The 24,076-nt window shown below is 58.6% G+C and carries 23 protein-coding genes and 1 riboswitch; of the genes, 14 read left to right on the top strand and 9 right to left on the bottom strand.

Annotated features, from left to right (window positions below; all coding sequences use genetic code 11):
- Positions 1-3: 3 nt before the first annotated feature.
- The 5 genes from cysW to G364_RS0107945 all read right to left on the bottom strand — a co-directional run bounded on the left by cysW (position 4) and on the right by G364_RS0107945 (position 5,858).
- Positions 4-843, bottom strand: coding sequence for a sulfate/thiosulfate ABC transporter permease CysW (gene cysW / locus G364_RS0107965; protein WP_019934621.1), 840 nt, complete (start codon positions 841-843; stop codon positions 4-6).
- The gene (gene cysT / locus G364_RS0107960; RefSeq protein ID WP_019934620.1) at positions 843-1,685 is read right to left on the bottom strand and encodes a sulfate/thiosulfate ABC transporter permease CysT; all 843 of its coding nucleotides are present in this window, start codon (positions 1,683-1,685) and stop codon (positions 843-845) included. The genes cysW and cysT overlap by 1 nt, the downstream gene beginning before the upstream one ends.
- A gap of 3 nt (positions 1,686-1,688) precedes the next feature.
- The gene (gene cysP, locus G364_RS0107955; RefSeq protein WP_019934619.1) at positions 1,689-2,696 is read right to left on the bottom strand and encodes a thiosulfate ABC transporter substrate-binding protein CysP; all 1,008 of its coding nucleotides are present in this window, start codon (positions 2,694-2,696) and stop codon (positions 1,689-1,691) included.
- A 163-nt stretch (positions 2,697-2,859) separates the two neighbouring features.
- Complete coding sequence (locus G364_RS0107950) at positions 2,860-4,839, bottom strand: exoribonuclease II (protein WP_019934618.1); 1,980 nt, start codon at positions 4,837-4,839, stop codon at positions 2,860-2,862.
- A 107-nt stretch (positions 4,840-4,946) separates the two neighbouring features.
- Positions 4,947-5,858: a hypothetical protein gene (locus tag G364_RS0107945; RefSeq protein ID WP_019934617.1), complete on the bottom strand. Its 912-nt coding sequence runs from the start codon at positions 5,856-5,858 to the stop codon at positions 4,947-4,949.
- Between the two features lie 114 nt (positions 5,859-5,972).
- Here G364_RS0107945 and menA point away from each other — a divergent pair, with 114 nt between their 5' ends.
- The 8 genes from menA (at position 5,973) to G364_RS0107905 (ending at position 14,233) form a co-directional block, all read left to right on the top strand.
- Positions 5,973-6,845, top strand: a complete 873-nt coding sequence (menA, locus tag G364_RS0107940) for a 1,4-dihydroxy-2-naphthoate octaprenyltransferase (RefSeq protein ID WP_026344778.1) — start codon at positions 5,973-5,975, stop codon at positions 6,843-6,845.
- A gap of 287 nt (positions 6,846-7,132) precedes the next feature.
- Positions 7,133-7,235: riboswitch (TPP riboswitch) on the top strand.
- Between the two features lie 76 nt (positions 7,236-7,311).
- Positions 7,312-9,267: a phosphomethylpyrimidine synthase ThiC gene (gene thiC / locus G364_RS0107935; protein WP_019934615.1), complete on the top strand. Its 1,956-nt coding sequence runs from the start codon at positions 7,312-7,314 to the stop codon at positions 9,265-9,267.
- Positions 9,264-10,772 (top strand): thiamine phosphate synthase, encoded by a 1,509-nt coding sequence (thiE, locus tag G364_RS0107930; RefSeq protein ID WP_019934614.1) that lies wholly within the window; start codon positions 9,264-9,266, stop codon positions 10,770-10,772. Before thiC ends, thiE (G364_RS0107930) begins: the two co-directional genes overlap by 4 nt.
- Before the next feature lie 2 nt (positions 10,773-10,774).
- The gene (locus G364_RS0107925; RefSeq protein WP_019934613.1) at positions 10,775-11,533 is read left to right on the top strand and encodes a HesA/MoeB/ThiF family protein; all 759 of its coding nucleotides are present in this window, start codon (positions 10,775-10,777) and stop codon (positions 11,531-11,533) included.
- A complete protein-coding gene (gene thiS / locus G364_RS0107920) occupies positions 11,533-11,733 on the top strand; it encodes a sulfur carrier protein ThiS (RefSeq protein ID WP_019934612.1) in 201 nt (66 codons plus the stop codon). The genes G364_RS0107925 and thiS overlap by 1 nt, the downstream gene beginning before the upstream one ends.
- 1 nt (position 11,734) lies before the next feature.
- Positions 11,735-12,505: a thiazole synthase gene (locus tag G364_RS0107915; RefSeq protein ID WP_019934611.1), complete on the top strand. Its 771-nt coding sequence runs from the start codon at positions 11,735-11,737 to the stop codon at positions 12,503-12,505.
- Positions 12,502-13,623, top strand: coding sequence for a 2-iminoacetate synthase ThiH (gene thiH / locus G364_RS0107910; RefSeq protein ID WP_019934610.1), 1,122 nt, complete (start codon positions 12,502-12,504; stop codon positions 13,621-13,623). Before G364_RS0107915 ends, thiH begins: the two co-directional genes overlap by 4 nt.
- Positions 13,624-13,831: 208 nt before the next feature.
- Positions 13,832-14,233, top strand: coding sequence for an NINE protein (locus tag G364_RS0107905; protein ID WP_019934609.1), 402 nt, complete (start codon positions 13,832-13,834; stop codon positions 14,231-14,233).
- Here G364_RS0107905 and G364_RS0107900 read toward each other — a convergent pair.
- A complete protein-coding gene (locus tag G364_RS0107900) occupies positions 14,205-14,795 on the bottom strand; it encodes a TetR/AcrR family transcriptional regulator (RefSeq protein WP_019934608.1) in 591 nt (196 codons plus the stop codon). The genes G364_RS0107905 and G364_RS0107900 overlap by 29 nt on opposite strands.
- 107 nt (positions 14,796-14,902) lie before the next feature.
- Between G364_RS0107900 and G364_RS0107895 the strand changes: the two genes are divergently transcribed.
- The 5 genes from G364_RS0107895 to G364_RS0107875 all read left to right on the top strand — a co-directional run bounded on the left by G364_RS0107895 (position 14,903) and on the right by G364_RS0107875 (position 19,781).
- Complete coding sequence (locus tag G364_RS0107895; protein WP_019934607.1) at positions 14,903-15,388, top strand: HPP family protein; 486 nt, start codon at positions 14,903-14,905, stop codon at positions 15,386-15,388.
- Between the two features lie 93 nt (positions 15,389-15,481).
- Complete coding sequence (locus tag G364_RS0107890) at positions 15,482-16,846, top strand: Fic family protein (RefSeq protein WP_019934606.1); 1,365 nt, start codon at positions 15,482-15,484, stop codon at positions 16,844-16,846.
- A 4-nt stretch (positions 16,847-16,850) separates the two neighbouring features.
- The gene (thiM, locus tag G364_RS0107885; protein ID WP_019934605.1) at positions 16,851-17,648 is read left to right on the top strand and encodes a hydroxyethylthiazole kinase; all 798 of its coding nucleotides are present in this window, start codon (positions 16,851-16,853) and stop codon (positions 17,646-17,648) included.
- Positions 17,645-18,259, top strand: a complete 615-nt coding sequence (gene thiE / locus G364_RS0107880) for a thiamine phosphate synthase (protein WP_019934604.1) — start codon at positions 17,645-17,647, stop codon at positions 18,257-18,259. The genes thiM and thiE (G364_RS0107880) overlap by 4 nt, the downstream gene beginning before the upstream one ends.
- 139 nt (positions 18,260-18,398) lie before the next feature.
- Positions 18,399-19,781 carry an NAD(P)-binding domain-containing protein gene (locus G364_RS0107875; protein WP_019934603.1) on the top strand — a complete coding sequence of 461 codons (1,383 nt, stop codon included), beginning with the start codon at positions 18,399-18,401 and terminating at the stop codon, positions 19,779-19,781.
- A 54-nt stretch (positions 19,782-19,835) separates the two neighbouring features.
- Here G364_RS0107875 and G364_RS0107870 read toward each other — a convergent pair whose 3' ends face one another.
- From G364_RS0107870 to G364_RS0107860, 3 genes are read right to left on the bottom strand one after another with little or no spacing between them, the layout of a single operon-like run.
- Positions 19,836-20,756: a 5-oxoprolinase subunit C family protein gene (locus G364_RS0107870; RefSeq protein WP_019934602.1), complete on the bottom strand. Its 921-nt coding sequence runs from the start codon at positions 20,754-20,756 to the stop codon at positions 19,836-19,838.
- A complete protein-coding gene (gene pxpB, locus G364_RS0107865; protein ID WP_019934601.1) occupies positions 20,753-21,457 on the bottom strand; it encodes a 5-oxoprolinase subunit PxpB in 705 nt (234 codons plus the stop codon). Before pxpB ends, G364_RS0107870 begins: the two co-directional genes overlap by 4 nt.
- Positions 21,454-22,200, bottom strand: coding sequence for a 5-oxoprolinase subunit PxpA (locus G364_RS0107860; RefSeq protein WP_019934600.1), 747 nt, complete (start codon positions 22,198-22,200; stop codon positions 21,454-21,456). The genes pxpB and G364_RS0107860 overlap by 4 nt, the downstream gene beginning before the upstream one ends.
- A 113-nt stretch (positions 22,201-22,313) precedes the next feature.
- Here G364_RS0107860 and G364_RS0107855 point away from each other — a divergent pair, with 113 nt between their 5' ends.
- Positions 22,314-23,936, top strand: a complete 1,623-nt coding sequence (locus G364_RS0107855; protein ID WP_019934599.1) for a methyl-accepting chemotaxis protein — start codon at positions 22,314-22,316, stop codon at positions 23,934-23,936.
- Positions 23,937-24,076: the final 140 nt, after the last annotated feature.

The following is a 24,076-nucleotide window of genomic DNA, read 5'->3' as shown; positions in this document are numbered from 1 at the left end:
CGGTTACTCCTGTTCACTGGCGCTGTGCAGACGCCACTCGAGGTAAGATTTGATCATCAGGGTGACCACTGCCATCAGGGTCAGCAGGGCGGCGGCGGTAAAGGCACCCACGGCGTTGTAGTCCTGGTGCAGCAGCTCCACATGTAGCGGCAGGGTGTTGGTTTCGCCGCGAATACCGCCGGACACCACCGACACGGCACCAAACTCGCCCACCGCCCGGGCGTTGGTGAGGATGACGCCGTACAGCAGCGCCCAGCGAATATTGGGCAGGGTCACCTTGCGGAACAACTGCCAGCCGCTGGCCCCCAGCAGCACGGCGGCCTCTTCCGAATCGGTGCCCTGGCTGCTCATCAGCGGCACCAGCTCCCGCACCACAAAGGGGCAGGTTACGAACACCGTCACCATCACAATGCCGGGCCAGGCAAACATCAGCTGCATATCGTGGCTGTCGAGCCAGCCGCCCACCGGGCCGTTGACGCCGTACATCAGCAGATAAAGCAAACCGGCCACCACCGGCGACACCGCAAAGGGCACGTCCATCAGGGTCAGCAGCAGCTGGCGGCCGGGAAAGCGAAAACGGGTGACCAGCCAGGCCAGCAGAGTGCCGAACAGCAGGTTGATGGGCACGGTAATGGCCGCCACCAGCAGGGTCAGGCCAATGGCGTGCAGCATGTCGGGCTCATTCAGGTTGTCGATCACGCCCCCCACACCGGCGGCCAAAGCGCCGGCAAAGATGGCAATCATCGGCACCACCAGCAACAACAGGGTCAGCACCACGCCGGTGCCAATCAGCAGCCAGCGGCCCCAGGGGCGGGAAGCCTTGAACGTGAGCGTCTGTTCCATCAGGCGTTACCTCGAATGCGGCGCATAAAGCGGCTTTGCAGGGTGTTGATGGCAAACAGCAGCACAAACGAGGCCAGCAGCACCAGGCTGGCAATGGCGCTGGCGGCGGCGTAGTCGAACTCCTGCAGCCGAATAAAGATCATCAGCGAGGTGATTTCGGTCTGCCAGGGCATGTTGCCGGCAATAAAGATGACGGCGCCAAACTCCCCCAGACTGCGGGTAAATGACAGCGCGGTGCCGGTAAACAGTGCCGGGCGCAGCTCGGGCAGCACCACGCGAGTAAAGGCCTGCCAGGGGCTGGCCCCCAGGGTGGCGGCGGCTTCTTCATATTCCGGGCCCAGGTCTTCCAGCACCGGCTGCACCGTGCGCACCACAAAGGGCACGCTGGTAAACACCATGGCCACGACGATGCCCACCCAGGTGTAGGACACCTTGATACCCAACTCCGCCAGCCAGGCACCGTACCAACCATTGGTGGCAAACAGCGAGGCCAGGGTCAGGCCCGCCACGGCCGTGGGCAGAGCAAAGGGCAGGTCCATCAGGCCGTCGAGCAGGGCCCGGCCGGGAAAACGGTAGCGGGTGAGGATCCAGGCCATCAGCAGACCAAAGGCCATGTTGAACAGGCTGGCCACGGCGGCGGCGCTGAGGGTCACCTTGTAGGTGGCCACCACCCGCGGGTCTGTCACCACTTGCCAATATTGCTCCCAGCCCATCTGGCTGGTGTTCATCACCAGCCCGGTGAGCGGCAGCAATATGATCAGGCTGACGAACAGCAGGCTGGTGCCCAGGCTCAGGGTAAAGCCCGGCAGCACCCGCTTGGAAGCACCCAGCAACGCCGCCATGGCTTAGCGGGCCTCGGCTTGCAGCTGATCCAGGCTGCCGCCATTAGAGAAGTGATCCTGCATGGCCTGCTCCCAGCTGCCAAAGATCTCTTCCACGGTAAACAGCTCGGTGGCCGGGAACTGATCGGCCACTTCGGCGGCCACTTCTTCGTGATGCACCCGGTAGTTGTAGCTGGCCAGAATGCGCTGAGCCTCTGGGGTGTAGAGGAACTCCAGATAGGCTTTGGCGGCGTCGGCGGTGCCGTTGCGCTCCACGTTGCGGTCAATCCAGGTCACCGGGAACTCGGCCAGCACATCCACCGGCGGTACCACCCGCTCAAAGGCCTGATCCGGGTACTGGGCAATGATGTTGTTCACTTCCGATTCAAAGGTGATCAGCACATCACCAATGCCACGGTCCACAAAGGTGGTGGTGGCACCCCGGCCGCCGGTGTCGAACACGGCTACCTGCTTCACCAGCTTGCCCATGTGCTCGCGGATCTTGGCTTCGTCGCCGTCAAAGGCCTTGTGGGCGGCGCCCCAGGCGGCCAGATAGGTGTAACGGCCATTACCGGAGGTTTTAGGATTGGGGAATACCAGCTGCACGTCGTCCCGGGTCAGATCGTCCCAGCCCTGCACCTGCTTGGGGTTATCCTTGCGTACCAGAAATGCCATGGTGGAGTAGTAGGGGGAGCTGTCGTTGGGCAGGCGGGCCTTCCAGTCTTCGGGGATCAAATTACCCTTCTGGTGCAGCACATCCACATCGGTGGTCTGGTTGTAGGTCACCACATCGGCGCGCAGGCCCTGCAAAATGGCCTGGGCCTGGCGGGATGAACCGGCATGGGATTGCTTGATCTCCAGGGTCTCACCAGTTTGCTCTTGCCAGTGTTTCACAAACACCGGGTTGATGTCGGCAAACAGCTCGCGGGCGATGTCGTAGCTGCTGTTGAGCAGCTCTTTGGCCTGCAGCGGCAGGGCGGTGGCGCTCACGCCGGCGGCAAACAGCACAGAGGCCAGAAGGGATTTGCGCATGATCCAACTCCAAACAAAAATGAAGAAACTGTAATCGATTCTAATATGCGCAAAAGATATTTAAACTAACTTTGATAGTTGCTTTTGGAATATATAAGCAAGGGTGGATATAAGGGACAAAAAAGGCCTGCATTCGCAGGCCTTTTCAGTATCAGAGTTCCGCTCAGGAAGCGGGTTTTTCCTGCTTCTCCGGTACCAGCGGAATGGCCGGTTTGGCAATGAGGGAGCGGGTGTCTTCGATAGCCTCGGTCAGGATCACCTGAATGTGCTGGCCCAGCTCGTATACCGGCTGTTTGTCGAGATAGACGCGGCCGTCATCCCAGCTGCATTCCAGCCGATCCCGGTTGGGCAGGATCAGGGAGGACGGCATAAACACCACGGCACCGTTTTCCTGCAGGCGCAGCTTCACGCCGCCGCGGCCGATGTCGATAATCTCGGCATCAAACACATGGCCGCCAGCCACCGCCGGCTGCAGATAGCGCACATACAGCCAGTCGGCAATGTCGCGCTCGGCACGGCGGTGCATGCGGCGTTGCTCCGAGAGGTGCACGGCCAGCTCGGCGTTGGGCGCGTGAGCATCGTGGGCCTTCTCGGCCAGAATGGCCTTGATCAGCCGGTGGTTGATGATGTCGCCGTATTTACGAATGGGCGAGGTCCAGGTGGCGTAGGCGTCCAGACCCAGGCCGTAGTGCTCACCCGGAGCCGTACTCATGGCGGCGTAAGACTGGAAGCGGCGCACCCGGTTGTCCAGATAGCTGGTGTCGCGGCTATCCAGCCAGCGGCGCAGCTCACAGAAACCTTCCAGGGTGGTGATTCTGTCGAGGTCTACCGGTGCATCATGCTCTTTCAGCAGTTCCTGCAGCTGGGCCAGTTTTTCTTCGTCAAAGCCGGCGTGCACGTTGAATACACCGGTGCCGCAGTGTTTGGTCAGCCAGTTGCCGCAGGCCAGGTTGGCGGCAATCATCGACTCTTCCACCATCAGGTTGGCAATGCGGCGGTGGTCGGCATGAATGGCCACCACGTTGCTGGCATCGTCCAGTTCAAAACGGAAGTCGGGGCGGTCCGGGAACACAATGGCGTGAGTGCTGCGCCAGTTGTTGCGGGCCAGGGTCATGGTGTTCAGCTCGCGCAACTGCTCGGCAATCACTTCGCTTTCGGGCTGCCAGTCGCCGGTGCCTTCAATCCAGTCGGAGACCTTGTTATAGGCCAGGCGGGCGTGGGAGCGAATGCGGGCGGCAAAAAAGTCGGCGTTGTCGGCCACTTTGCCGTCGGCGTTAATATGAATGCGGGCGCAAAGGGCGTGACGGTCTTCCCCTTCTTTCAGGGAGCACAGCTCATCGGCCAGGGTGCGCGGCAGCATGGGAATGTTGCGGCCCGGCAAATACACGGTAAAGGCGCGCTCGGCGGCTACTTTGTCCATGTCGCTGTCGTGGGCTACATAAGCGGTGGGATCGGCAATGGCCACCAGCAACTCCCAGCCGCCGTCATCCAGCTTTTTCACGCTCAAAGCGTCGTCCATATCCTGAGTGGACTCGCTGTCGATGGTGAAAAAGGGCACTTCGGTCAGGTTCTGGCGGGGCAGAGTGTCGTCCAGCAGCTCCCACTGTTCCCGGTCCTGAGGGGCCTGGTTGGCCAGGCTATTGCGGGCCAGCACCACCCACCAGGGGGCAATGGGGTCTTCCACGCCGGCAATCACTTCTACCACATCAGCAAAAAAGCCATTGTCTTTCAGGGCGTGACGCTTGAGATCCGCCAGCACCCAGTCGCCATCTTTCAGGTCCTTGTCGTTCATTCCCTTGATGGTGCGAGCCTTGATGGCGTCTTTCATCAGCGGGTGATCGGGCACAATATTGAGCCGGTCACGGAACCACTTTACCCGGGCCACAAAGCGGGTCAGGCCAGGCTCGATCAGGGTCTCGGGCTCCACCATCTCCTTGTCGTTCTCGGTGCGCAGCACGGCGGTAATGTGATCGCCATGCATCACCTTTTTCATGTGCGGGGGCGGAATGAAATAGCTTTCCTTGTCACTGACTTCGAGAAAGCCGAAGCCCTTGGAGGTGCCTTTGACCATGCCTTCCTTGGTGGGAAGGGTGTCGCGGATTTGTTGCTTGAGCTGAGCCAGCAGGGGATTGTCTTGAAACATGTGTTTGGGAACCTGTCGAAATATCGGCCTGACTATACGGATTTACCCTCAAAATGCCAAGAAAACCTTGCCTTTTGCACCAGTTTGGTGCGCTTTTTGTGGCTGTTTTATAAACAGCCTGATCCATAAACCAGAGTAAGGTGATTAACGTCCGGCTGGCCTTGAGTGGTGACGCCGTTGTGCAGCAAATAACGCAGGCCGTCGACCTGAGCCGGGCTGTCCGGTGTCAGCTCCCCCGCCAGTTGTGCAATATGCTGATTGGCCAGGCCGCTTTCCAGATTGCCCGCCAGCATCACCTGCAGCCCTTGCGCTAGTGCCGTATTGGCCCACTGCCGGCACAAGGCCGGCTCGCCCAGCAGGGAGGGGCGCAGTACCAGGGCTTTCAGCCCTTCAAACACCGCCGGAAGTTTATCGCCACAGCGATCAGCACTGATGGCCACCGGCCAGCCATTCCGTTGGGCAAGTGTGCGAGTGTCGGCCGCGCTGGCACCGGGGTCCAGCAGCCAGTCGGTAGCGCGACCACCGGTATGTCGCCACAGTTCAGCCAGCTGTGCTTCGCTGAGCCGGCCGCCGGCATCCAGCACCAGCCTGAGGCCGGGCACCAGAATGGACAGCTCGCGCACCAGGCCGGCGTCAAGCTGCACATCGCCGGTAAGGGTCAGCCAGGCTTGAACAGGGTGCTCCCTGCGGCAGCGCCAGGCGCGAATAATGGCTTCGCGCTCGCCTTCCAGCAGCGGCAGGCTGGGAGCAGGAGAAGCTGTGAGTGGCGTGAGCGCGCAACCCAGTCCAAAGCGCACCCAGGGTGAGGTGGCTGTATGTTCAAGGCCTTGTTCCAGCCGCGCGCAGGCGGTCAGCAGTTCGGTTTCTGTTGCTGCTATATCGGCGGTGACCGGGGGTGCCACCTCGCCCCAGTGACCGTTAATACATATATACAAGCCATGGCGGCGGCGCACGGCAACGCCGTCGATCACTTTTTCTTTGGTCAGGGGCAGGGCATAACGATATACGGAAACAGACATAAACAGGTGCTCTCATACTTATTTTCACATAAAGGTAACATGCTGCCCTGATAAGCAACAGCGGTGTTTATTGAGTATCATGGAGCGCTTTATATAAGTGGAATTGTGTTTGTGATGCCCCTGAACATCTGGCTGCTGGCCATTCGGCCCAAAACCCTGCCGCTGGCGGTGGCTTCCATTGTGTTGGGAGCCGCCAGTGCCGGCACTATAAATGTTGGTGTGCTGGCCCTGGCCCTGCTCACGGCCCTGTTACTGCAGATTCTGTCGAATCTGGCCAACGATTACGGCGACGGTCTGCGCGGCACAGATGGTCATGAGCGCACCGGCCCGGTACGAGTGCTGGCTTCGGGGCGAGTGTCGGTGGCTCAGCTGCGCCGGGCCATAATAGTGGTGATTTTACTGGCACTGACAAGCGGACTGGCGTTGCTGGCCCTGGCGTTGGGTCACGACCTTGCCGCCTGGCTGGGCTTTTTGCTGCTGGGGGCGTTATCTGTGCTGGCGGCACTGGGTTATACCCTGGGCCGGCGGCCCTATGGTTATTCCGGGCTGGGCGATGCGGCAGTATTTGTGTTCTTTGGCCCGGTAGCGGTGCTGGGCACTGGCTGGCTGATGCGGCCGGAGCTTGCCGCTGCCGGCAGCTGGGCAGCGCTGGTGGCAGGCTTGCTGTCGATGGCGGTGCTCAATATCAATAATATTCGCGACATGGCGGGTGATGCTCAGGCGGGCAAACACACGCTTGCTTTACGGCTGGGGCTGCCCCGGGCACGGGCCTGGCAGGCCGGGCTGCTGGCGTTGGCGGTGCTGGCAGCCGAACGGCTAATGACCGGCTGGGGGTATCTGGCCTTGGCAGGGTTGTGGCCGCTGGCAATAGGACTAAAGCTGGTGCTGACCCGTGAAGGTGGTGAATTAAACCAGGCATTGGCGCAGACGGCCAAAGGCACTTTAATGCTCACAGCGGGGCTGGCCCTGGGGTTAATAACATCTTGAATAAATGGGCTTTTGTGGCACTTTTTGTTGGGATTCACTGCGTTCATCCGCAACCTACGGACTAAAAGTGTGCAGACAGCTTAGTGATTACACTAAGCAGCAGTGGGGATTACCGGAGCCTTGAAGCGTGTCGGCGGAGCGTAACCGCACTGATACTTCGTATTGTGGGGCGGCAGGTCATTCACCATCAGCCGCTTATGCAAAAAAGTAATGGCCTGCTGCCATTTTGGCTGTTGCCTGGCAATGAATCACCTTTGCTTTTGTGAACTTGGTCTGGTTATACTGCGACCATCTTGTCGGAGTGCCCTCATGGGGCTGAGACCGCGAAAGCGGGATCCGTTGAACCTGATCAGGCTAATACCTGCGAAGGGAAGCAAGTAAAGAACCCGCCACCGGATGTAGGCAGTTCTTTATCAACACTCCCGACAAGCATTTTCACCACAATGGACGCAAAAGTGAGATTGCTATGTCAACAAAAGTAAACCGTCGTGAAGTTCGCAGCCAGGCCCAGGAATATATTCACAACCTGAAGGGCGAACCCTTTCCGAATTCCTCCCGCATTTATCTCGACGGCTCACGCCCCGACATAAAAGTCGCCATGCGCGAAATCGCCCTGGCCGACAGCTATAAAGGCGGCACTGAAGAAAACCCCATTTTCGAGCCCAACGATCCGGTACCGGTATATGACACCTCAGGTGCCTACGGCGATCCCGAGTCTGAAATTGATGTGCGCCGGGGTCTGCCTCAGCTGCGCCGGGACTGGATTCTGGAGCGTAACGACACCGTAGAGCTGGAAAGCGTCACCTCCGAGTTTACTCAGCAGCGCATGGCCGACGATGGTCTGGATCACCTGCGCTTTGAGCACCTGCCCAAGCCGCGCAAGGCCAAGGCCGGCCACTGCGTCACCCAGATGCACTACGCCCGTAAAGGCATTATCACTCCCGAGATGGAATACATCGCCATTCGCGAAAACATGGGCCGTGAGCGGGTGCGGGACGAACTGCTGCTCAGGCAGCACAAGGGCGAGAGCTTTGGTGCCAATCTGCCGGAAAACATCACCCCAGAATTTGTGCGCAAGGAAGTGGCCGAAGGCCGCGCCATCATTCCCGCCAACATCAACCACCCGGAAGCCGAGCCCATGATCATCGGCCGCAACTTCCTGGTGAAGATCAACGCCAACATCGGCAACTCGGCAGTGACCTCTTCCATTGAAGAAGAAGTGGAAAAACTGGTGTGGTCCACCCGCTGGGGTGCCGACACCGTCATGGATCTGTCCACCGGCCGCTACATTCACGAAACCCGTGAGTGGATTTTGCGCAACAGCCCGGTGCCCATCGGCACCGTGCCCATCTACCAGGCCCTGGAAAAAGTGAACGGCGTGGCCGAAGACCTGAACTGGGAAGTATTCCGCGACACTCTGATCGAGCAGGCCGAGCAGGGCGTGGACTACTTCACCATTCACGCCGGCGTGCTGCTGCGCTATGTGCCCATGACCGCCAAGCGGGTGACCGGCATTGTGTCCCGCGGTGGCTCCATCATGGCCAAGTGGTGCCTCACCCACCACAAGGAAAGCTTCCTCTACGAGAACTTCCGTGAAATCTGTGAAATCTGTGCCGCTTACGATGTGTCCCTGTCACTGGGTGACGGCATGCGCCCGGGCTCGGTGGCCGATGCCAACGACGAGGCCCAGTTTGCCGAACTGTATACGCTGGGTGAGCTGACCAAGATCGCCTGGGAATATGACGTGCAGGTGATCATTGAAGGCCCGGGTCACATTCCCATGCACATGATCAAGCGCAACATGGAAGAGCAACTCGAGCACTGCCACGAAGCGCCTTTCTATACCCTTGGCCCGCTGACCACCGACATTGCCCCGGGTTACGACCATTTCACCTCTGGTATCGGTGCCGCGCTGATCGGCTGGTATGGCTGTGCCATGCTCTGTTACGTTACTCCCAAGGAGCACCTGGGGCTGCCCAACAAGGAAGACGTGAAACAGGGCCTGATCACCTACAAGATCGCCGCTCATGCCGCCGACCTGGCCAAGGGCCATCCGGGCGCACAAATTCGCGACAATGCCATGTCCAAAGCGCGCTTCGAGTTCCGCTGGCACGATCAGTTCAACCTGGCGCTGGACCCGGAAACCGCCCGGGAATATCACGACGAAACCCTGCCCCAGGAATCGGGCAAGGTGGCGCACTTCTGCTCCATGTGCGGACCCAAGTTCTGCTCCATGAAGATCACTCAGGATGTGCGCGATTACGCCGCCAGCCTGGAAAACAATATAGAAGTGCAGCTGGTGGGCATGGACGGCCAGCCTGAAATCGTACAGGCCGGCATGGCGAAAATGTCGGAAGAATTCAAGAAACGCGGCGGTGAGCTCTATCACCAGGCCGATAAACTGGAGCAAGAAACTCTATGACCAAACCCATCGTCTGGACCATAGCCGGTTCCGACTCGGGCGGCGGAGCCGGCATTCAGGCCGATCTGCACACCATTCATGCACTGGGCGGCCACGGCTGCTCAGTCATCTCCGCCATTACCGCTCAGAACTCGGTGTCGGTATCCATGGTGGAGCCGGTATTGATGCAGGCCTTTACCAGCCAGCTGGTTTCTCTGTCTACCGATATGCAGGCCGCCGCCATCAAGGTGGGCCTGCTGCCGGGCGGACTGCGCGCCGAGGTGCTGGCGCGCTACCTCAAGGAATATCGCCGCCAGTGGCAGCCTTATGTGGTGCTGGATCCGGTGGCCATTGCCAGCACCGGTCAGTCCATGGCAGAAGCCAACCTGCTGCCGGCCATCAAGGCTGATCTGCTGCCGGAAGTGGACCTGATCACCCCCAACGCCGTTGAGCTGGAAGCCTTGTCGGGCATAACGCCCGACTCACCTCAGGCACTGCGTGCCGGTGCTGCCGCCCTGCGGGAAATGGGCGTAGGTGCTGTGCTGGTCAAGGGCGGCCATCTCGGCTGGACCGGCGACCAGTCCATCGACTTCTACAGTGACGGCGAGCGGGAAATCTGGCTGGCCAGCCCGCGCCTCGACACGCAGCACGGTCATGGCACCGGCTGTACCTTGTCCTCCGCCATTGCCACCGCCATGGCGCTGGATTATCCCATCGAGGATGCTCTGGTATTGGCCAAGGCCTACGTTAATCAGGGCCTGAAAGCCGCCGAAGGCATTGGTGCCGGTGCCGGTCCGGTGGCCCATCTGGGCTGGCCCACCAATCTGGATGACTTTCCTGCCGTGGTCATGCCCGGCAGCCCGCTGGCCGGGCAGCTGGGTATTGAAGGTCCGCACCCGAATGGCGCTTTTGCCGCCATGGACACCAACAAGCTCGGTCTGTACCCGGTGGTGACCACGGTTGCCTGGCTGGAGCGACTGCTGGAGCAGGGGGTTCGCACCCTGCAACTGCGCATCAAGGACAAGACCGATGCCGAGGTGGAAGCCGATATCAAGGCCGCGGTGGAGCTGGGCAAGCGTTATAACGCCCGGTTGTTTATCAACGATTACTGGCGGCTGGCCATTCAGCATGGTGCCTATGGCGTGCATCTGGGTCAGGAAGACATTGAAGTGGCGGATCTGGAAGCCATTCGGGTTGCCGGCCTCAAGCTGGGGCTGTCTACCCACGGCTATTACGAGATGCTGCGGGCCCGGGAGCTGCAGCCGTCTTATCTGGCACTGGGGCATATTTTCCCTACCCGCACCAAAGACATGCCGTCCCGCCCGCAGGGCCTGGAGCGGCTGCACCGCTATGTGGCGCTGATGCAGGACGAGTTCCCGCTGGTGGCCATTGGTGGCATCAGCAAGGACAGAGTGCCGCTGGTGGCGGAAACCGGCGTCGGCAGCATTGCACTGGTCACCGCCATTACCGAGGCGGCGGACCCGGATGCAGCCACGCAGGAACTGCTGCACATGGTGGAGGGCTAATCATGCTCAGCGATAGCGAATTCATGCGATACAGCCGGCATCTGCTGCTGGAAGAGGTGGGCGAGGAAGGTCAGCTCAAGCTTAAAAATGCTTCCGTGCTCATCGTAGGCCTGGGCGGGCTGGGCTCGCCGGCGTCCCAATATCTGGCGGCGGCCGGCGTAGGCACCCTGTGGCTGGCCGACTTCGATCAGATTGAGGTCAGCAACCTGCAGCGCCAGACCCTGTATGACATCGACAGCCTGAAAATGGCCAAGGCCGAAGTAGCCCGGGAAAAGCTGCAAAAGCTCAACCCCGAGGTAGAGCTGGTGGCGGTGAATCAGAAAATGGACGAGCACAGTCTGGCCGGCTTTGTGGCCGAGGCAGACCTGGTGCTGGACTGCACCGACAACATGACGGTGCGCCAGGCCCTGAACGCCACCTGCTACGCCCAGGGCAAGCCCCTGCTGGTAGGCGCGGCCATTCGCTTTGAAGGCCAGCTGCTGGCGCTGGACCCGTCCCGCGAGCATGGATGCTATCGCTGCCTGTATGGCCCTGAAATGGAAGAACGGCTGACCTGCAGCAACGCCGGTGTGATTGGCCCCGTGGTGGGCACCATAGGTCTGTTGCAGGCGCTGGAAGCCATCAAATTTTTAACCAGCACCGGCACTGTGCCCTGGGGTGAGCTGAAGCTGTTTGATGCCAAGGCCCACCGCTGGCACAGCCTTCGAGTGCCCAAGGACCCGGCCTGCCCGGTATGTGGAATCAAGGGGAGTGAGAACTGATGCACATAATTCTGAACGACGAACAACACCCGCTGACCGAGGGGACCACCCTGGCGCAGCTGCTGACCGAACTGGAGCAGGACAAACCCGGTGTGGCGGTGGCACTCAACCGTGAAGTGGTGGCACGCAGCCAGTGGGCGGAGCGTCAGCTTGCACCCAACGACAACATTACCCTGTTCCACGCCATTGCCGGAGGCTGATATGAGTCTGAAAATCGCCGATAAAACCTTTGAATCCCGTTTGTTTACCGGCACCGGCAAATATGCCAACGGCAAGCAGATGCAGCAGTCACTCACGGCCTCCGGTTCTCAGCTGGTGACCATGGCGCTGAAGCGGGTGGATCTGAAAAACCACAGCGACGACATTTTGCCGCCGCTGCTGGAAATGGGGGTGAACCTGCTGCCCAACACCTCCGGTGCCAAAGACGCAGACGAAGCCCTGTTCGCCGCCCGTCTGGCCCGGGAAGCCCTGGGCACCCACTGGCTCAAGCTGGAAATCCACCCGGATCCCAAGTATCTGCTGCCCGATCCTATTGAAACCCTCAAGGCCGCCGAACAGCTGGTGAAGGAAGGTTTTGTGGTGCTGCCTTACTGCGGTGCCGACCCTGTGCTGTGCAAGCGGCTGGAAGAAGTGGGCTGTGCCGCCGTCATGCCGCTGGGTGCGCCCATTGGCTCCAACAAGGGTCTGGTCACTCACGACTTCCTGGAAATCATCATTGAGCAGAGCACTGTGCCTGTGGTGGTGGATGCGGGCATAGGTGCCCCCAGCCACGCCGCCTACGCCATGGAGCTGGGGGCCGACGCCGTGCTGGTGAACACCGCCATTGCCGTGGCCGGTGACCCGGTTGCCATGGGCGATGCCTTCCGCCGGGCGGTGATTGCCGGCCGCATGGGCTATGAAGCCGGTCTGGCCGGGCAAAGCCGGCAGGCTCAGGCGTCCAGCCCGCTAACGTCCTTCCTGGAGACCTTATGAGTTTCTTCGATGTCTGGTCATCCATGGACTGGGATGACATCAAAATGACCATCTACAGCAAGCGCGCCGCCGATGTGGAGCGGGCGCTGGCCAAGCCGAAGCGGGATTTGAACGACTTTATGGCGCTGATCTCGCCGGCGGCGGAGCCCTATCTGGAGCAAATGGCGCAGCAGTCTTATCAGCTGACCCGGCAGCGCTTTGGCAATACAGTGGGTTTTTACATTCCCCTGTATCTGTCCAACCTGTGCGCCAACGACTGCACCTATTGCGGTTTTTCCATGAGCAACCGGCTCAAGCGCAAAACCCTGAGCGCCGAGGAAATCGAGCAGGAATGCCTGGCGATCAAGGCCATGGGCTTTGATACCGTGTTGCTGGTGACCGGCGAGCACGAGGGCAAGGTGGGTCTGGAGTATTTCAAGCAAATGCTGCCCATCGTCAAGCGCCACTTCAGCTATGTGATGATGGAAGTGCAGCCGCTGTCTCAGGAAGAATACGCCGAGCTGCGCCAGTACGGCCTCGACAGTGTTATGGTGTATCAGGAAACCTACCAGCATCTGACCTACGACGAGCATCATATTCGCGGCAAGAAGAAGGACTTCCGCTGGCGGTTGGAAACCCCGGACCGCCTGGGCAAGGCCGGCATCGATAAAATCGGCCTGGGCGCGCTGTACGGTCTGGAAGACTGGCGTACCGACAGTTTTTACACCGCCTCGCACCTGCGCTACCTGCAGAAGCACTACTGGAAGACCCGTTATTCGGTGTCCTTCCCGCGGCTGCGCCCCTGCACCGGTGGCCTGCAGCCCAAGTCGATCATGACCGACCGCCAGCTGGTGCAGCTGATCTGCGCCTACCGCCTGCTTGACGGCGAGCTGGAGCTGAGCCTGTCCACCCGGGAAGCCCAGGAATTCCGCGACAAGGTGATCCCGCTCGGGGTGACCAGCATCAGCGCCGGCTCCAAAACCCAGCCCGGCGGTTATGTGGAGAACGTCAAGGAAGAGCTGGAGCAGTTCGAAATCGACGACGACCGCAGCCCCGCCGAAGTGGCCCAGGCTATTGCCGCCACCGGCCTGCAGCCGGTATGGAAGGACTGGGACAACAGCTACTCTGCAAGCCGCTGAAGCTTGAAGCCGTAAGCTGACAGCTGGAAGCCGCCCGATATAGGCTGCAACACAATGCTGTGCCTGCAGCCTTTCTATTTTACTTATACTTAAAGCTGATCGCTTACGGCTTCGGGCGACGAACCGGGTCGCCGATGCAAATACAAGCATGGCGGTTGCCATGGGCAAGGTCTAGAATGGTCGTTTTTATCAAACTGCCCGAGGCTGCATGAACAACACACACAGCAAGGTGATCGGCTACATTCTGTGGATCTTCGGGTTCATGGGCGCTCACCGCTTTTACTATGGCCGTCCCGTCAGCGGCACCCTCTACTTCTTTACCCTTGGCCTGTTCTTTATCGGCTGGATTGTGGACTTGTTTCTTATTCCGTCCATGGACCGGGATGCTGATCAGCGCTACGCCACCGGCCCCAAAGACTACAGCCTGACCTGGATACTGATGACCTTTCTCGGCATCTTTGGCCTGCACCGGCTCTATCTGGGTAAGTGGGTCACCGCCATTATCTGGTTCCTCACTGGCGGCCTGTTCCTGATCGGCTATCTCTACGATTACTGCACTCTCAATACCCAGATCGACGAGGTTAACCGCCGTTCACGGCGCTTTGGCTGACGCCCAGATTTAGGGCAACGGTTTTTGCCTGCAGGGCGGCCTGCTTGTCGCCCTGTACCTGTGCCTGCACAATGGCACCCTCCTTTAACAGGTTAAGGATGCCCGCCAGCTGCGTCGCCGCCGTATGTTTCAGGCCCGCCTTTAATAAACAAGACGTCAGCATTGCCGTGACCGCCGTTTTGTGTTGTGCGCACTGTTGGTGCAGCTCATGACCGGGGTCGCCATATTCGGCGCAGGTATTGATAAAAAAGCAGCCGTGAAAGGCTGTCAGGGCTGCTTCTCGGTCGTTTATCCAGTCATCCAGAGCGGTAAACAGATCCTCAATCACACTTACCGGCGTGGGCTCAGTTCGCTTCAGACGTCCTTCCAGCCATGCCAGAAATACTTGATCCCGATAGGCGATTACGGCCGCCACCAATGCCTCCTTGCCGGAAAAATGATGGTAAAGGGTTTTTTTGGCTACTCCTGATTGCTGCAGTATCTGATTGATGCCCACGGCATGAATGCCCTGTCGGTAAAAGAGCTCAAAAGCGGTGGTCACCAGCTGCTGGCGTTTGTCCATGATGTCTCCCTGTTTTATTCGGACATATTGACATGGGTAGACAGGTCTGTCTACATTGTGCGGAGCGTAGACAAGTCTGTCTACCTTCATGCAAGGAATATGTGAATATGGATAGTAAAAATGCTTTTTGCGGGTTTGTGAGACGTTATCCGGCACTGGTTGCCGGCACGGGGGCCATGTTGTGCATTACCACTTTGGCCGGGCTGGATGGCATTTACTCGTCCGGCTTGTGGCTGATGGCTCCCTTTGGCGCAACCATGGTCATTTTATTTGGGCTGCCCGACAGCCCGCTGGCCCAGCCTCGGAATATTCTCTTTGGCCATCTGCTTACCACTCTGGTGGGATTGATTGTGCTGAATAGCTTCGGCGTACAGCCCTGGTCGCTGGGTTTAGCGGTAGGTCTTGCGGTCAGTCTGATGATGTTGACCAAAACGACACATCCGCCGGCTGGGGCTAACCCATTGATTGTGATGCTGAGCGGCCAGGACTGGCACTTTTTGTGGTCACCGGTGGCGCTGGGGGCCGTCATTATCATCATGGGCGGATTGGTGTATCACCGTAGCACTGGACAAAAATATCCTGCTCATTGGTAAAGCCTAATCTATCTCAAAATTGATAAAAATTGAGACAGTAAACCCTGAATAGTGTAACGTTATCTCAATTTTTCCCTTTTTTGAGATAGCGTCATGATCAAGATACCGCCGCCGTCCAGTGAGCTGTTGCCCGGTGTATTTGAGACCATTTCCTGTCAGCATCCCGAGCGTCTGGCCGATTACATGGCGCTGCACACGCCGGTGGATGCCAAAGGGCGCTATCTGCCTTATGACGAATTTCGCCACCGGGTTCCCAAAGGACTGAATGTGGATTTGTGCTGGGCCATGACCAAGCTGTCGCGCCGGGTTCAGTACCTACAGCTGCTGCCGCTGGGCGAGCGGGGGGAGCTGTGCAATTTCATGCTGACCCCCGCCATTCAGAAGGCCATTTCATGGGCCGATCGCCACGCCACCACAGGAGCGCTGGAGTGGATGAGCAGCAAAATAGGGGAAGAAAATCACTTCGAGTATCTGATCAACGATTTGATCGAGGACGAAGCCATCAGCAGCAGTCAGCTTGAAGGGGCGGCCACCACCACACAGGTGGCCAAAGACATGCTGAAAAGAAAGCGCAAGCCCAGAACGCCGGATGAGAAAATGATCCTGGGTAATTTCAGAATGATGCAGTTTGCCTGGGAGCAAAGACACAAACCGCTGAGCGTGGAGCTGATACTGGCCATGCACAAGACCGGCACCGAAGACATCGACGACGATGAGTACACGCCGGGTGTGTTCAGAACAACCGACGACGTGGCGGTGGTGGATGCCGATGGCAATACGGTGCATGTGCCGCCTTCAGCAAAGGGCATTCGCCGGCGGCTTACAAGGCTGGTGGAGTGGGCCAACGTTAATCATGATGATGCCGACAGTAATGCTTACATTCACCCCATGATCAAGGCTATTTGCCTGCATTTTGCCATTGGTTACGAGCATCCGTTCCGGGATGGCAACGGCCGGGTGGCCCGTACCCTGTTTTACTGGCAGCTGTTTAAAAGCGATTATGCGGCGTTTCGTTATATTGCCATCAGTACCCTGCTCAAGGCGGCGCCGGTGAAATACGGCAAGTCTTATCTGTATACCGAAACCGACGACATGGATCTGACCTATTTTGTGGATTACCAGTGTCAGGTGATATTGCGGGCCATTAATGACTTTAAAAAGGCCTATACCAGCACTCTTGAAAGCATTGAACAGTTCAATGCCTGGATCTGGCACTCCGGCCTGTATCGCAAGTTGTCGGAAAAGCAGCGGGTGATCTTTCAGGTGGCCAAAAGTGGCAAAGCCCGGGAGTTTACCGCGGCAAATACCAGAGAAAACCTGGGCTGTTCCTACAATACGGCGTCTGCCGCCCTTAACGGTCTGGTGGAGCTGGGCGTCTTTGGCAAGAAAAAGCTGGGCAGAGAGTGGGTGTTCTTTATGCTAGAACAGGCAGAAATTCAGCAAAACTGGCAGGGATAAGTCAATGAACAAACAACAAATCATTACTGCACTCAAGGCGGTGCGGGAACAAAAACCGCTGGTGCTGAACATTACCAACTATGTGGTGATGAATAACAGCGCCAATGGCCTGCTGGCGCTGGGAGCGTCACCCATTATGGCGCATTCACAAGATGAACTGGCGGAGCTGGTGCCCCTGGTGGGGGCCGTGGTGATTAATATCGGCACCCTGGACAGCTACTGGATTGAAAGCATGGAAGCGGCGGTGACGCTTGCCAACCGGCATGGTAAGCCGGTGGTGCTGGATCCGGTGGGCTGTGGTGCCAGCAGCCTGCGCACCCATACCTCGCGCCGGCTGGCGGCGCTGGCAGAGCGGCTGATTATTCGTGGCAACGCCTCGGAAATTATCGCCCTGGCCGGTGCGGCTGCCAACAGCAAGGGGGTGGATGCCATGGATGGCAGCGAAGCAGCAGTAAGCGCCGGGCAGCAACTGGTGCAGCAGTATGGCGCTCATGTGGTGATTTCCGGTGAAACCGACGTCATTATCGGTGAAAACCGCGAAGTCAGGCTGAACAACGGCCATACCATGATGCCCTTTGTTACCGGCATGGGGTGCACTTTGTCGGCACTCACCGGTGCTTTTGCCGCTGTGGGGGAAATGTCTGGTGCGGCGGCCGCGGCGGTAATGGGTGTGGCGGGAGAAATCGCCGCCGCGCGGTCGCCGGGGCCGGGCAGCCTGCAACTCAACCTGCTTGATACCCTCTACCGGCTTGATGCCGAGACCCTGGAAAACCATTTGAGCATTGAGGTGACTACAGCATGAACCCTTATCGTTTATATCTGGTAACCGACGACCAGCTGTCGGTGGAACGCCTGCAGCAGGTGGTGCGCGAGGCGGTGGCCGGTGGCGTAACCCTGGTGCAGGTACGGGAAAAACACGGCGATGTGCGTGCCTTTATTGAGCGGGCCGAAGCGGTGCAGTCAGTGCTTAAAGGCACAGGGGTTCCGCTGATTATTAACGACAGGGTGGATGTAGCGCTGGCGGTGAATGCCGATGGGGTGCACCTGGGCCAGTCTGATATGCCGGCGGCTTGTGCCCGGCGTTTGCTGGGGCCGGATAAGCTGCTGGGGCTGTCGGTAGAGACAGAGCAACAATTATTCGAGTCCGAATCATTGCCGATAGACTATCTGGGCCTGAGTGCCATTTTTGCTACGCCCACCAAAACCGATCTCAAAAAGCACTGGGGTATAGACGGACTGCAGCAGGCGCTGGCCGTCAGCGCCCGGCCCATAGTGGCCATTGGGGGTATCCATCAGAATAATTTAGGCATTATTGCTCAAACTGGTGTGCATGGCGTGGCGCTGGTATCAGCCATTTGCAGTGCTTCCTGCCCGCAGACAGCAGCCCGCACATTGCGTGCGATTCTGGAATAAAATACTTTTTCATATAAGCACTTAGCACCCTATTGTTTAGGGTGTTTGTGTATTTTTGCGGCGTTTTTATACAAAAAACTGTAACTCAGCAGTCAGTTCCTTTAGTATGGCAAGGTTTTTGCAGTAGAAGGAGTTGATTGTGAGCAAGCAAAGAATCGCGATTTTGGGCGCCGGTCCCAGTGGTCTGGCACAGTTGAGAGCGTTTGAAGCAGCTCGCAAGGCAGGGGTTCAGGATCTGCCAGAAATCGTTTGTTTTGAAAAGCAAAGTGACATCGGTGGCATGTGGAACTACACATGGCGCACGGGTTTAGATAAAAATGGCGAGCCAGTTCATGGCAGCATGTATCGGTATTTGTGGTCCAACGGCCCGAAAGAGTGTCTGGAATTTGCCGACTACTCGTTTGACGAGCACTTCGGCCGTGCCATTCCTTCCTATCCGCCGCGTGCCGTGCTGAAAGACTACATCATGGGTCGTATCGACAAGCAGGCCATTTCTAAATACATCCGTTTTGAATGCCCGGTTCGCTGGGTCAGCCATGACGATGCTACCGGCAAGTTCACCGTGACCGTGATGAACCACAAGACCGGTCAGCAGGAAAGCGACGAATTTGACTATGTGGTGGTGGCCACCGGTCACTTCTCCACCCCCAACATGCCTTACTTTGAGGGTGTAGAGCAGTTTCCGGGCCGGGTACTGCATGCCCATGACTTCCGTGACGCGCTGGAATTTAAAGACAAGAACGTACTGCTGGTAGGTGCCAGCTATTCAGCGGAAGACATCGGCTCCCAGTGCTATAAGTACGGTGCTAAATCGGTAACCATCAGTTATCGCAGCAATCCGCTGGGTTTTGACTGGCCCGAGGGCATGGAAGAACGTCCGCTGCTGTCTCATTTTGATGGCAGCACCGGCTATTTTGCCGATGGCTCTACCAAAGAGTTCGATGCCATTATTATGTGCACCGGCTATCTGTTCCATTTCCCGTTCCTGCCGGATGCACTGCGTCTGCAGACTCATAACTGCCTGTACCCGGACAACCTGTACAAGGGCATTTTCTTCCAGAACAACCCGAAGATGATTTATCTGGGCATGCAGGATCAGTATTTCACCTTCAACATGTTCGACGCCCAGGCCTGGTATGCCCGCGACGTGATCATGGGCAAGATCACCTTGCCCGAGGCTGATCAGCGCCGTAAAGATATGGACAGCTGGCTGACGCGCCACGAGCGGCTGGGTGGCTGCTGTGACTCCATTGATTTCCAGGCCAGCTATATTCGCGATCTGCTCGGCCCCACCGACTATCCCGAGTTTAAGGTGGAAGAGCAGGCAGCCCTGCTCAAGGAATGGCAGCAGCACAAGCAGGAAGGCATTATGAACTTCCGCGAAAAGTGCTATCGCTCCACCGTGACCGGCACCATGGCTACCCGTCTGCCGGGCACCTGGCTGGATATCAAGGACGACTCACTGGAAAGCTTTATGTCCCTTGAGTTTATTGAAAACAAGAACTTCGATAAGGTCGACTGAAAGCCAGCCCTGAGCTAATAAAAAGCCCGCGATATAAAGCGGGCTTTTTTGTGCCTAAAATTGCGCCCGGAATGCCCGGTACTCCCGCTGTGCTTCACTGGCGGTGATGGTGCATAACCGCAGAGTCTGCCCGGGCCGGCACTGGGCCAGGCGAGCGCAGGCCAGGGGCGTGAGGGTGCCGAGGCGCGGATAACCGCCAATAGTTTGACGGTCGTTCAGCAGTATGATGGGCTGGCCGTCCGGGGGGACCTGCACCGCACCCAGAGTCAGCCCTTCTGAAATCAATGATGTCATGTTGCACTGCAAAACAGATCCTTGAATCCGGATCCCCATGCGATCCGAGTGAGGATCCACGGTCCAGGGCCGGTTCAATGTTTCGATCAGGCTGTGATCCTCAAAATGACGAAACTGGGCACCGGGGATCAGCGCCAGCACCGGCTCGTCCTGGTAATCAGGCTTTTCTTGAGCGGGAAGGCCACGAGTTAACGTATTTTCCTGCGCGTTGGCATCAAACATCAGTTCGTCGCCGGCGGCCAGCGGACTGCCATCGCCCTTGTGGCCGCCCAGACCGTCGCGCACTACGCAGGCGGTGCTGCCCAACACAGACCCGGCAATAAAGCCACCGGCTACCGCCAGATAACCACGCACTCCGCTGCGTGCCATGCCAAGAGCAAGGGTATCGCCGGGTTGCAGGGTAAACGACTGCCAGTTTGGCTGCGGCCTGTCATTTACCCGTGCCTGTAACTGAGCACCACACAACGCCAGCCGGCAGGGTTGCCGGGCAATAAGGGTTAATCCCCCAAGGGTGATTTCCAGCGCCGTGGCACCCCAGCTATTGCCCACCAGCCAGTTGGCCCAGGCCCAGGCGTGCATATCGGCAGGCCCGCCCTGAGCTACCCCCAGATGACGCACACCAACGCGGCCGGCGTCCTGCAGTGTGCTGAGCGGACCGGGCTTTGCTATCAGCAGACTCATAATGCCTCCATAGGGGTCATATCGCCCCCCAGCCGTTCAAACTCGGCGCGGCTTACCGGCTCAAAGCGTACTCTGTCGCCCACTCGCAGCAGGCTCAGACTGCGGCTGGCGGGGTCAAACAGCCTGATGGGCGTACGTCCCAGCAGGTTCCAGCCGCCTGGGGTGGCGCTAGGGTAGACGGCGGTCTGGCGGCCGGCCAGGGCCACACTGCCGGCGGGCACCTTTGCGCGCGGGCTGGCAAGACGGGGTGTTTCCAGCTCGGCGGGCAGGGTGCCCATAAAGGCAAAGCCGGGCGCAAAGCCCAGGGCAAACACCCGGTAGGTGTGGCTGCTGTGCAGCTCAATAATGTGTTGTATGCTCAGGCCGGTATGTTGCTCCAAACGGGCCAAATCCGGGCCCACGCTGGGGTGATACCAGACTGGCAGGGTTTTTACCGGGGCTGTTGCGTTATCTTGCAGCGGTGTGAGGTCAGCCAGCACCTGCTGCAACAGGTGGCGGGCCTCACCGTGATCAAGCGTGAGCGGGTCAAACTGCACCAGCAAAGTGGTGTAAGACGGCACCAGATCCAGCAGATGCTTACCAAAGACCCGTTCGCAGTCCTGTATCAGCGCCGCAATCCAGTTCATATTGGCGTCGTCGATATGATCGAACAGCCGCACCAGCCAGGCGTCGAGACCGGCATTTTCCAGCCCGGGGTTCATGCCATGCTGTCCAGCATGCGGCGAATAGCTGCCACGGCGGCAATGGACTCTGGATTGTCACCGTGCACGCACAAGGTATGGGCGGTAAGTCTGAGCGGGCTGCCATCAATGGCGGCAAGGGGCTCGCCGGCGGCAATGCGCCGGGCCTGCTCCACAATCACCCCGGGGGCGTGATGCACGGCACCGGGCTGACTGCGGGGCACCAGAAAGCCGGCGGCATCATAGGCACGATCGGCAAAGGCTTCAAACCATAAAGTGATGCCGTGTTGTTCGGCCAGTTCCTGCGCTGGCTGCGGATTTGCGGTGGCCATCAGCATCAGCGGCAGGGTAGGGTTAAAGGCAGCCACTGCCCGCATAATGGCCGCCAGCACTGCTTCTTCTTTCATCATGTCGTTATAAAGCGCGCCGTGGGGTTTGAGGTAGTGCACTTGCGCACCCTCTGCCACACAAATGCCATGCAGGGCGCCCAGCTGATAAAGCACCATGTTCTCCACTTCGGCAGGGGATGCCGCCAGCGAGCGGCGGCCAAAACCCACCATGTCGGGGTAGGCGGGGTGCGCGCCCACTTTCACCCCATGCGCGTTGGCCAGCTGCACGGTGCGGCGCATGGTGTCGGGGTCGGCGGCGTGAAAGCCGCAGGCCACATTGGCCAGATCCACAAAGGGCATTACTGCCTCGTCCTGACCCATGGTCCAGGTACCAAAACTTTCTCCCATATCGGCATTCAGCAGTAATGTGGCCATTTACTTTCCTTCTTACTCAAAAAACAGTTAAAGGGTCGACTAAATCAAATTAACCAAGTCGTTTTAACGGCATCATAGCCTCAGAATAACTAACAGACTCAGGCGGGATTGCCATGTTTTCATTATCCACTATTCGGGCCAAACTGTTTGCCTCGGTTGTGCTGACGCTGCTGCTGATAGGCAGTGCTCTGGGCATGACGCTGTATGGTGTGCAGCAGGTGCGCGATACCTTCGTTGATTTTCTGGAAGTCAGCCAGCCCCGGCTGGATGCGTTAAACCGCATGTATGGCAATGGCCTGCTGGCAGGCATTGCCAGTCGTAATAAAATTTTTAATGCGTCGCTGGCCATGGCCGACGAAGTCGTGGCCGAGGCCCAGGCCGGGTTTGAGCGTGATATGGCGTTTTTAACCAGCGGTGCCGGTGCCAGTGAACTCACCCGGGCCAGCATGGCCATTATTGCCGAACACTGGCAAACCGTAAGTGACAGCCGCCGGCAAGTGCTGGCCATGGCAGCCAATGGCCGTCAGGAAGCGGCCGCCCGTTTGCTGGCACGCACTGAAAACCCGGCCTGGCGTGCCATTCGGGTTGAACTGGATAGCCTGATGGCGAGCGAGCATCAAGAGGCCCTGCTCATTCGTGATCACATGCAACAGCAGGTAGATAACACTTACATGCGCGGCCTGATTGCCGGTGCGCTCGCGGTGCTGGTGGTACTGGTCATTAATCTGGGTATTTCCCGCAGCCTGCACCAGCGGCTGGGGCTGACTCAGCGCATGATCAACGAGCTGGCGGACGGTGACGGTGATTTGACCCGCCGGCTGGAGCTGAGCGGTAACGACGAGCTGACTGCCATGGCCGCCAGCGTGAACGTATTTGTAGACAAGGTGCACCGGCTGGTAAAGGAAGTGACAGCATCTACCTTTGAGGTTACTGCCGCTGCCGAACAGCTGGCACAGATCACCGAGCAGTCGGCGGGCTCAGTGCAACGACAGCACACCGAAACCGAGCAGGTAGCTACTGCCATGAATGAAATGACCGCCACCGTGCAGGAAGTGGCGCAGAGCGCCTTGTCGGCATCGGATGCTGCTTTGCAGGTGGATGATGCCACCGAAGAAGGCAACAAAGTGGTGGAGCATACCGGCCGCAGCATAGAGCAGCTGGCCAGCGAGGTAGAAAAAGCCGCTCAGGCCATGGAGCAGGTAGGGGATCACAGCGAGCAAATCAGCTCGGTGCTGAGTGTGATTCGTGATATTGCCGATCAAACCAACCTGCTGGCGCTGAACGCTGCCATTGAAGCCGCCCGTGCCGGCGAGCAGGGCAGGGGCTTTGCTGTGGTGGCCGACGAAGTGCGCAACCTGGCCAGCCGCACCCAAAACTCCACTGCCGAAATTCATGCCATGATCACTCAGTTGCAGGACGGCGCACGTAATGCCATTGCCGTGATGCAAACCGGCCGCAACCAGGCCTATGACAGCGTGCAGTCGGCACAGGATGCGCGTATGGCGCTGGAAAAGATCACCGCCGCAGTGGCTCGTATACGGGATATGAACGCCAGCATTGCCAGCGCCGCCGAGCAGCAGTCGGCGGTGGCGGAAGAAATTAACCGCAATATTACCAATATTAACGACATTACCCAGCAGGTGAACACAGGCACGGATCAAACCCGCGATTCCAGCAGCGGTCTGGCCCGGCTGGCTGAGCAGCTGCAGGAGCAGGTCAGACACTTTAGGGTGTAATATCAGACGGCGGTTGTGAGCAGCATCACGGCCGCCGGCAAGGCCATAAAAAAATAATCTTGCCTGCAGTTTTTTTCAGATTATGATGTGCGCTCATTTTAACCAAGAGGTCCGGTCAAACGCCGGTATATAATATGGAC

The sequence above is a fragment of the Oceanimonas smirnovii ATCC BAA-899 genome, assembly GCF_000381965.1.
GTDB lineage: Bacteria > Pseudomonadota > Gammaproteobacteria > Enterobacterales > Aeromonadaceae > Oceanimonas > Oceanimonas smirnovii.
This window is presented reverse-complemented; position numbering and strand designations above follow the sequence as displayed.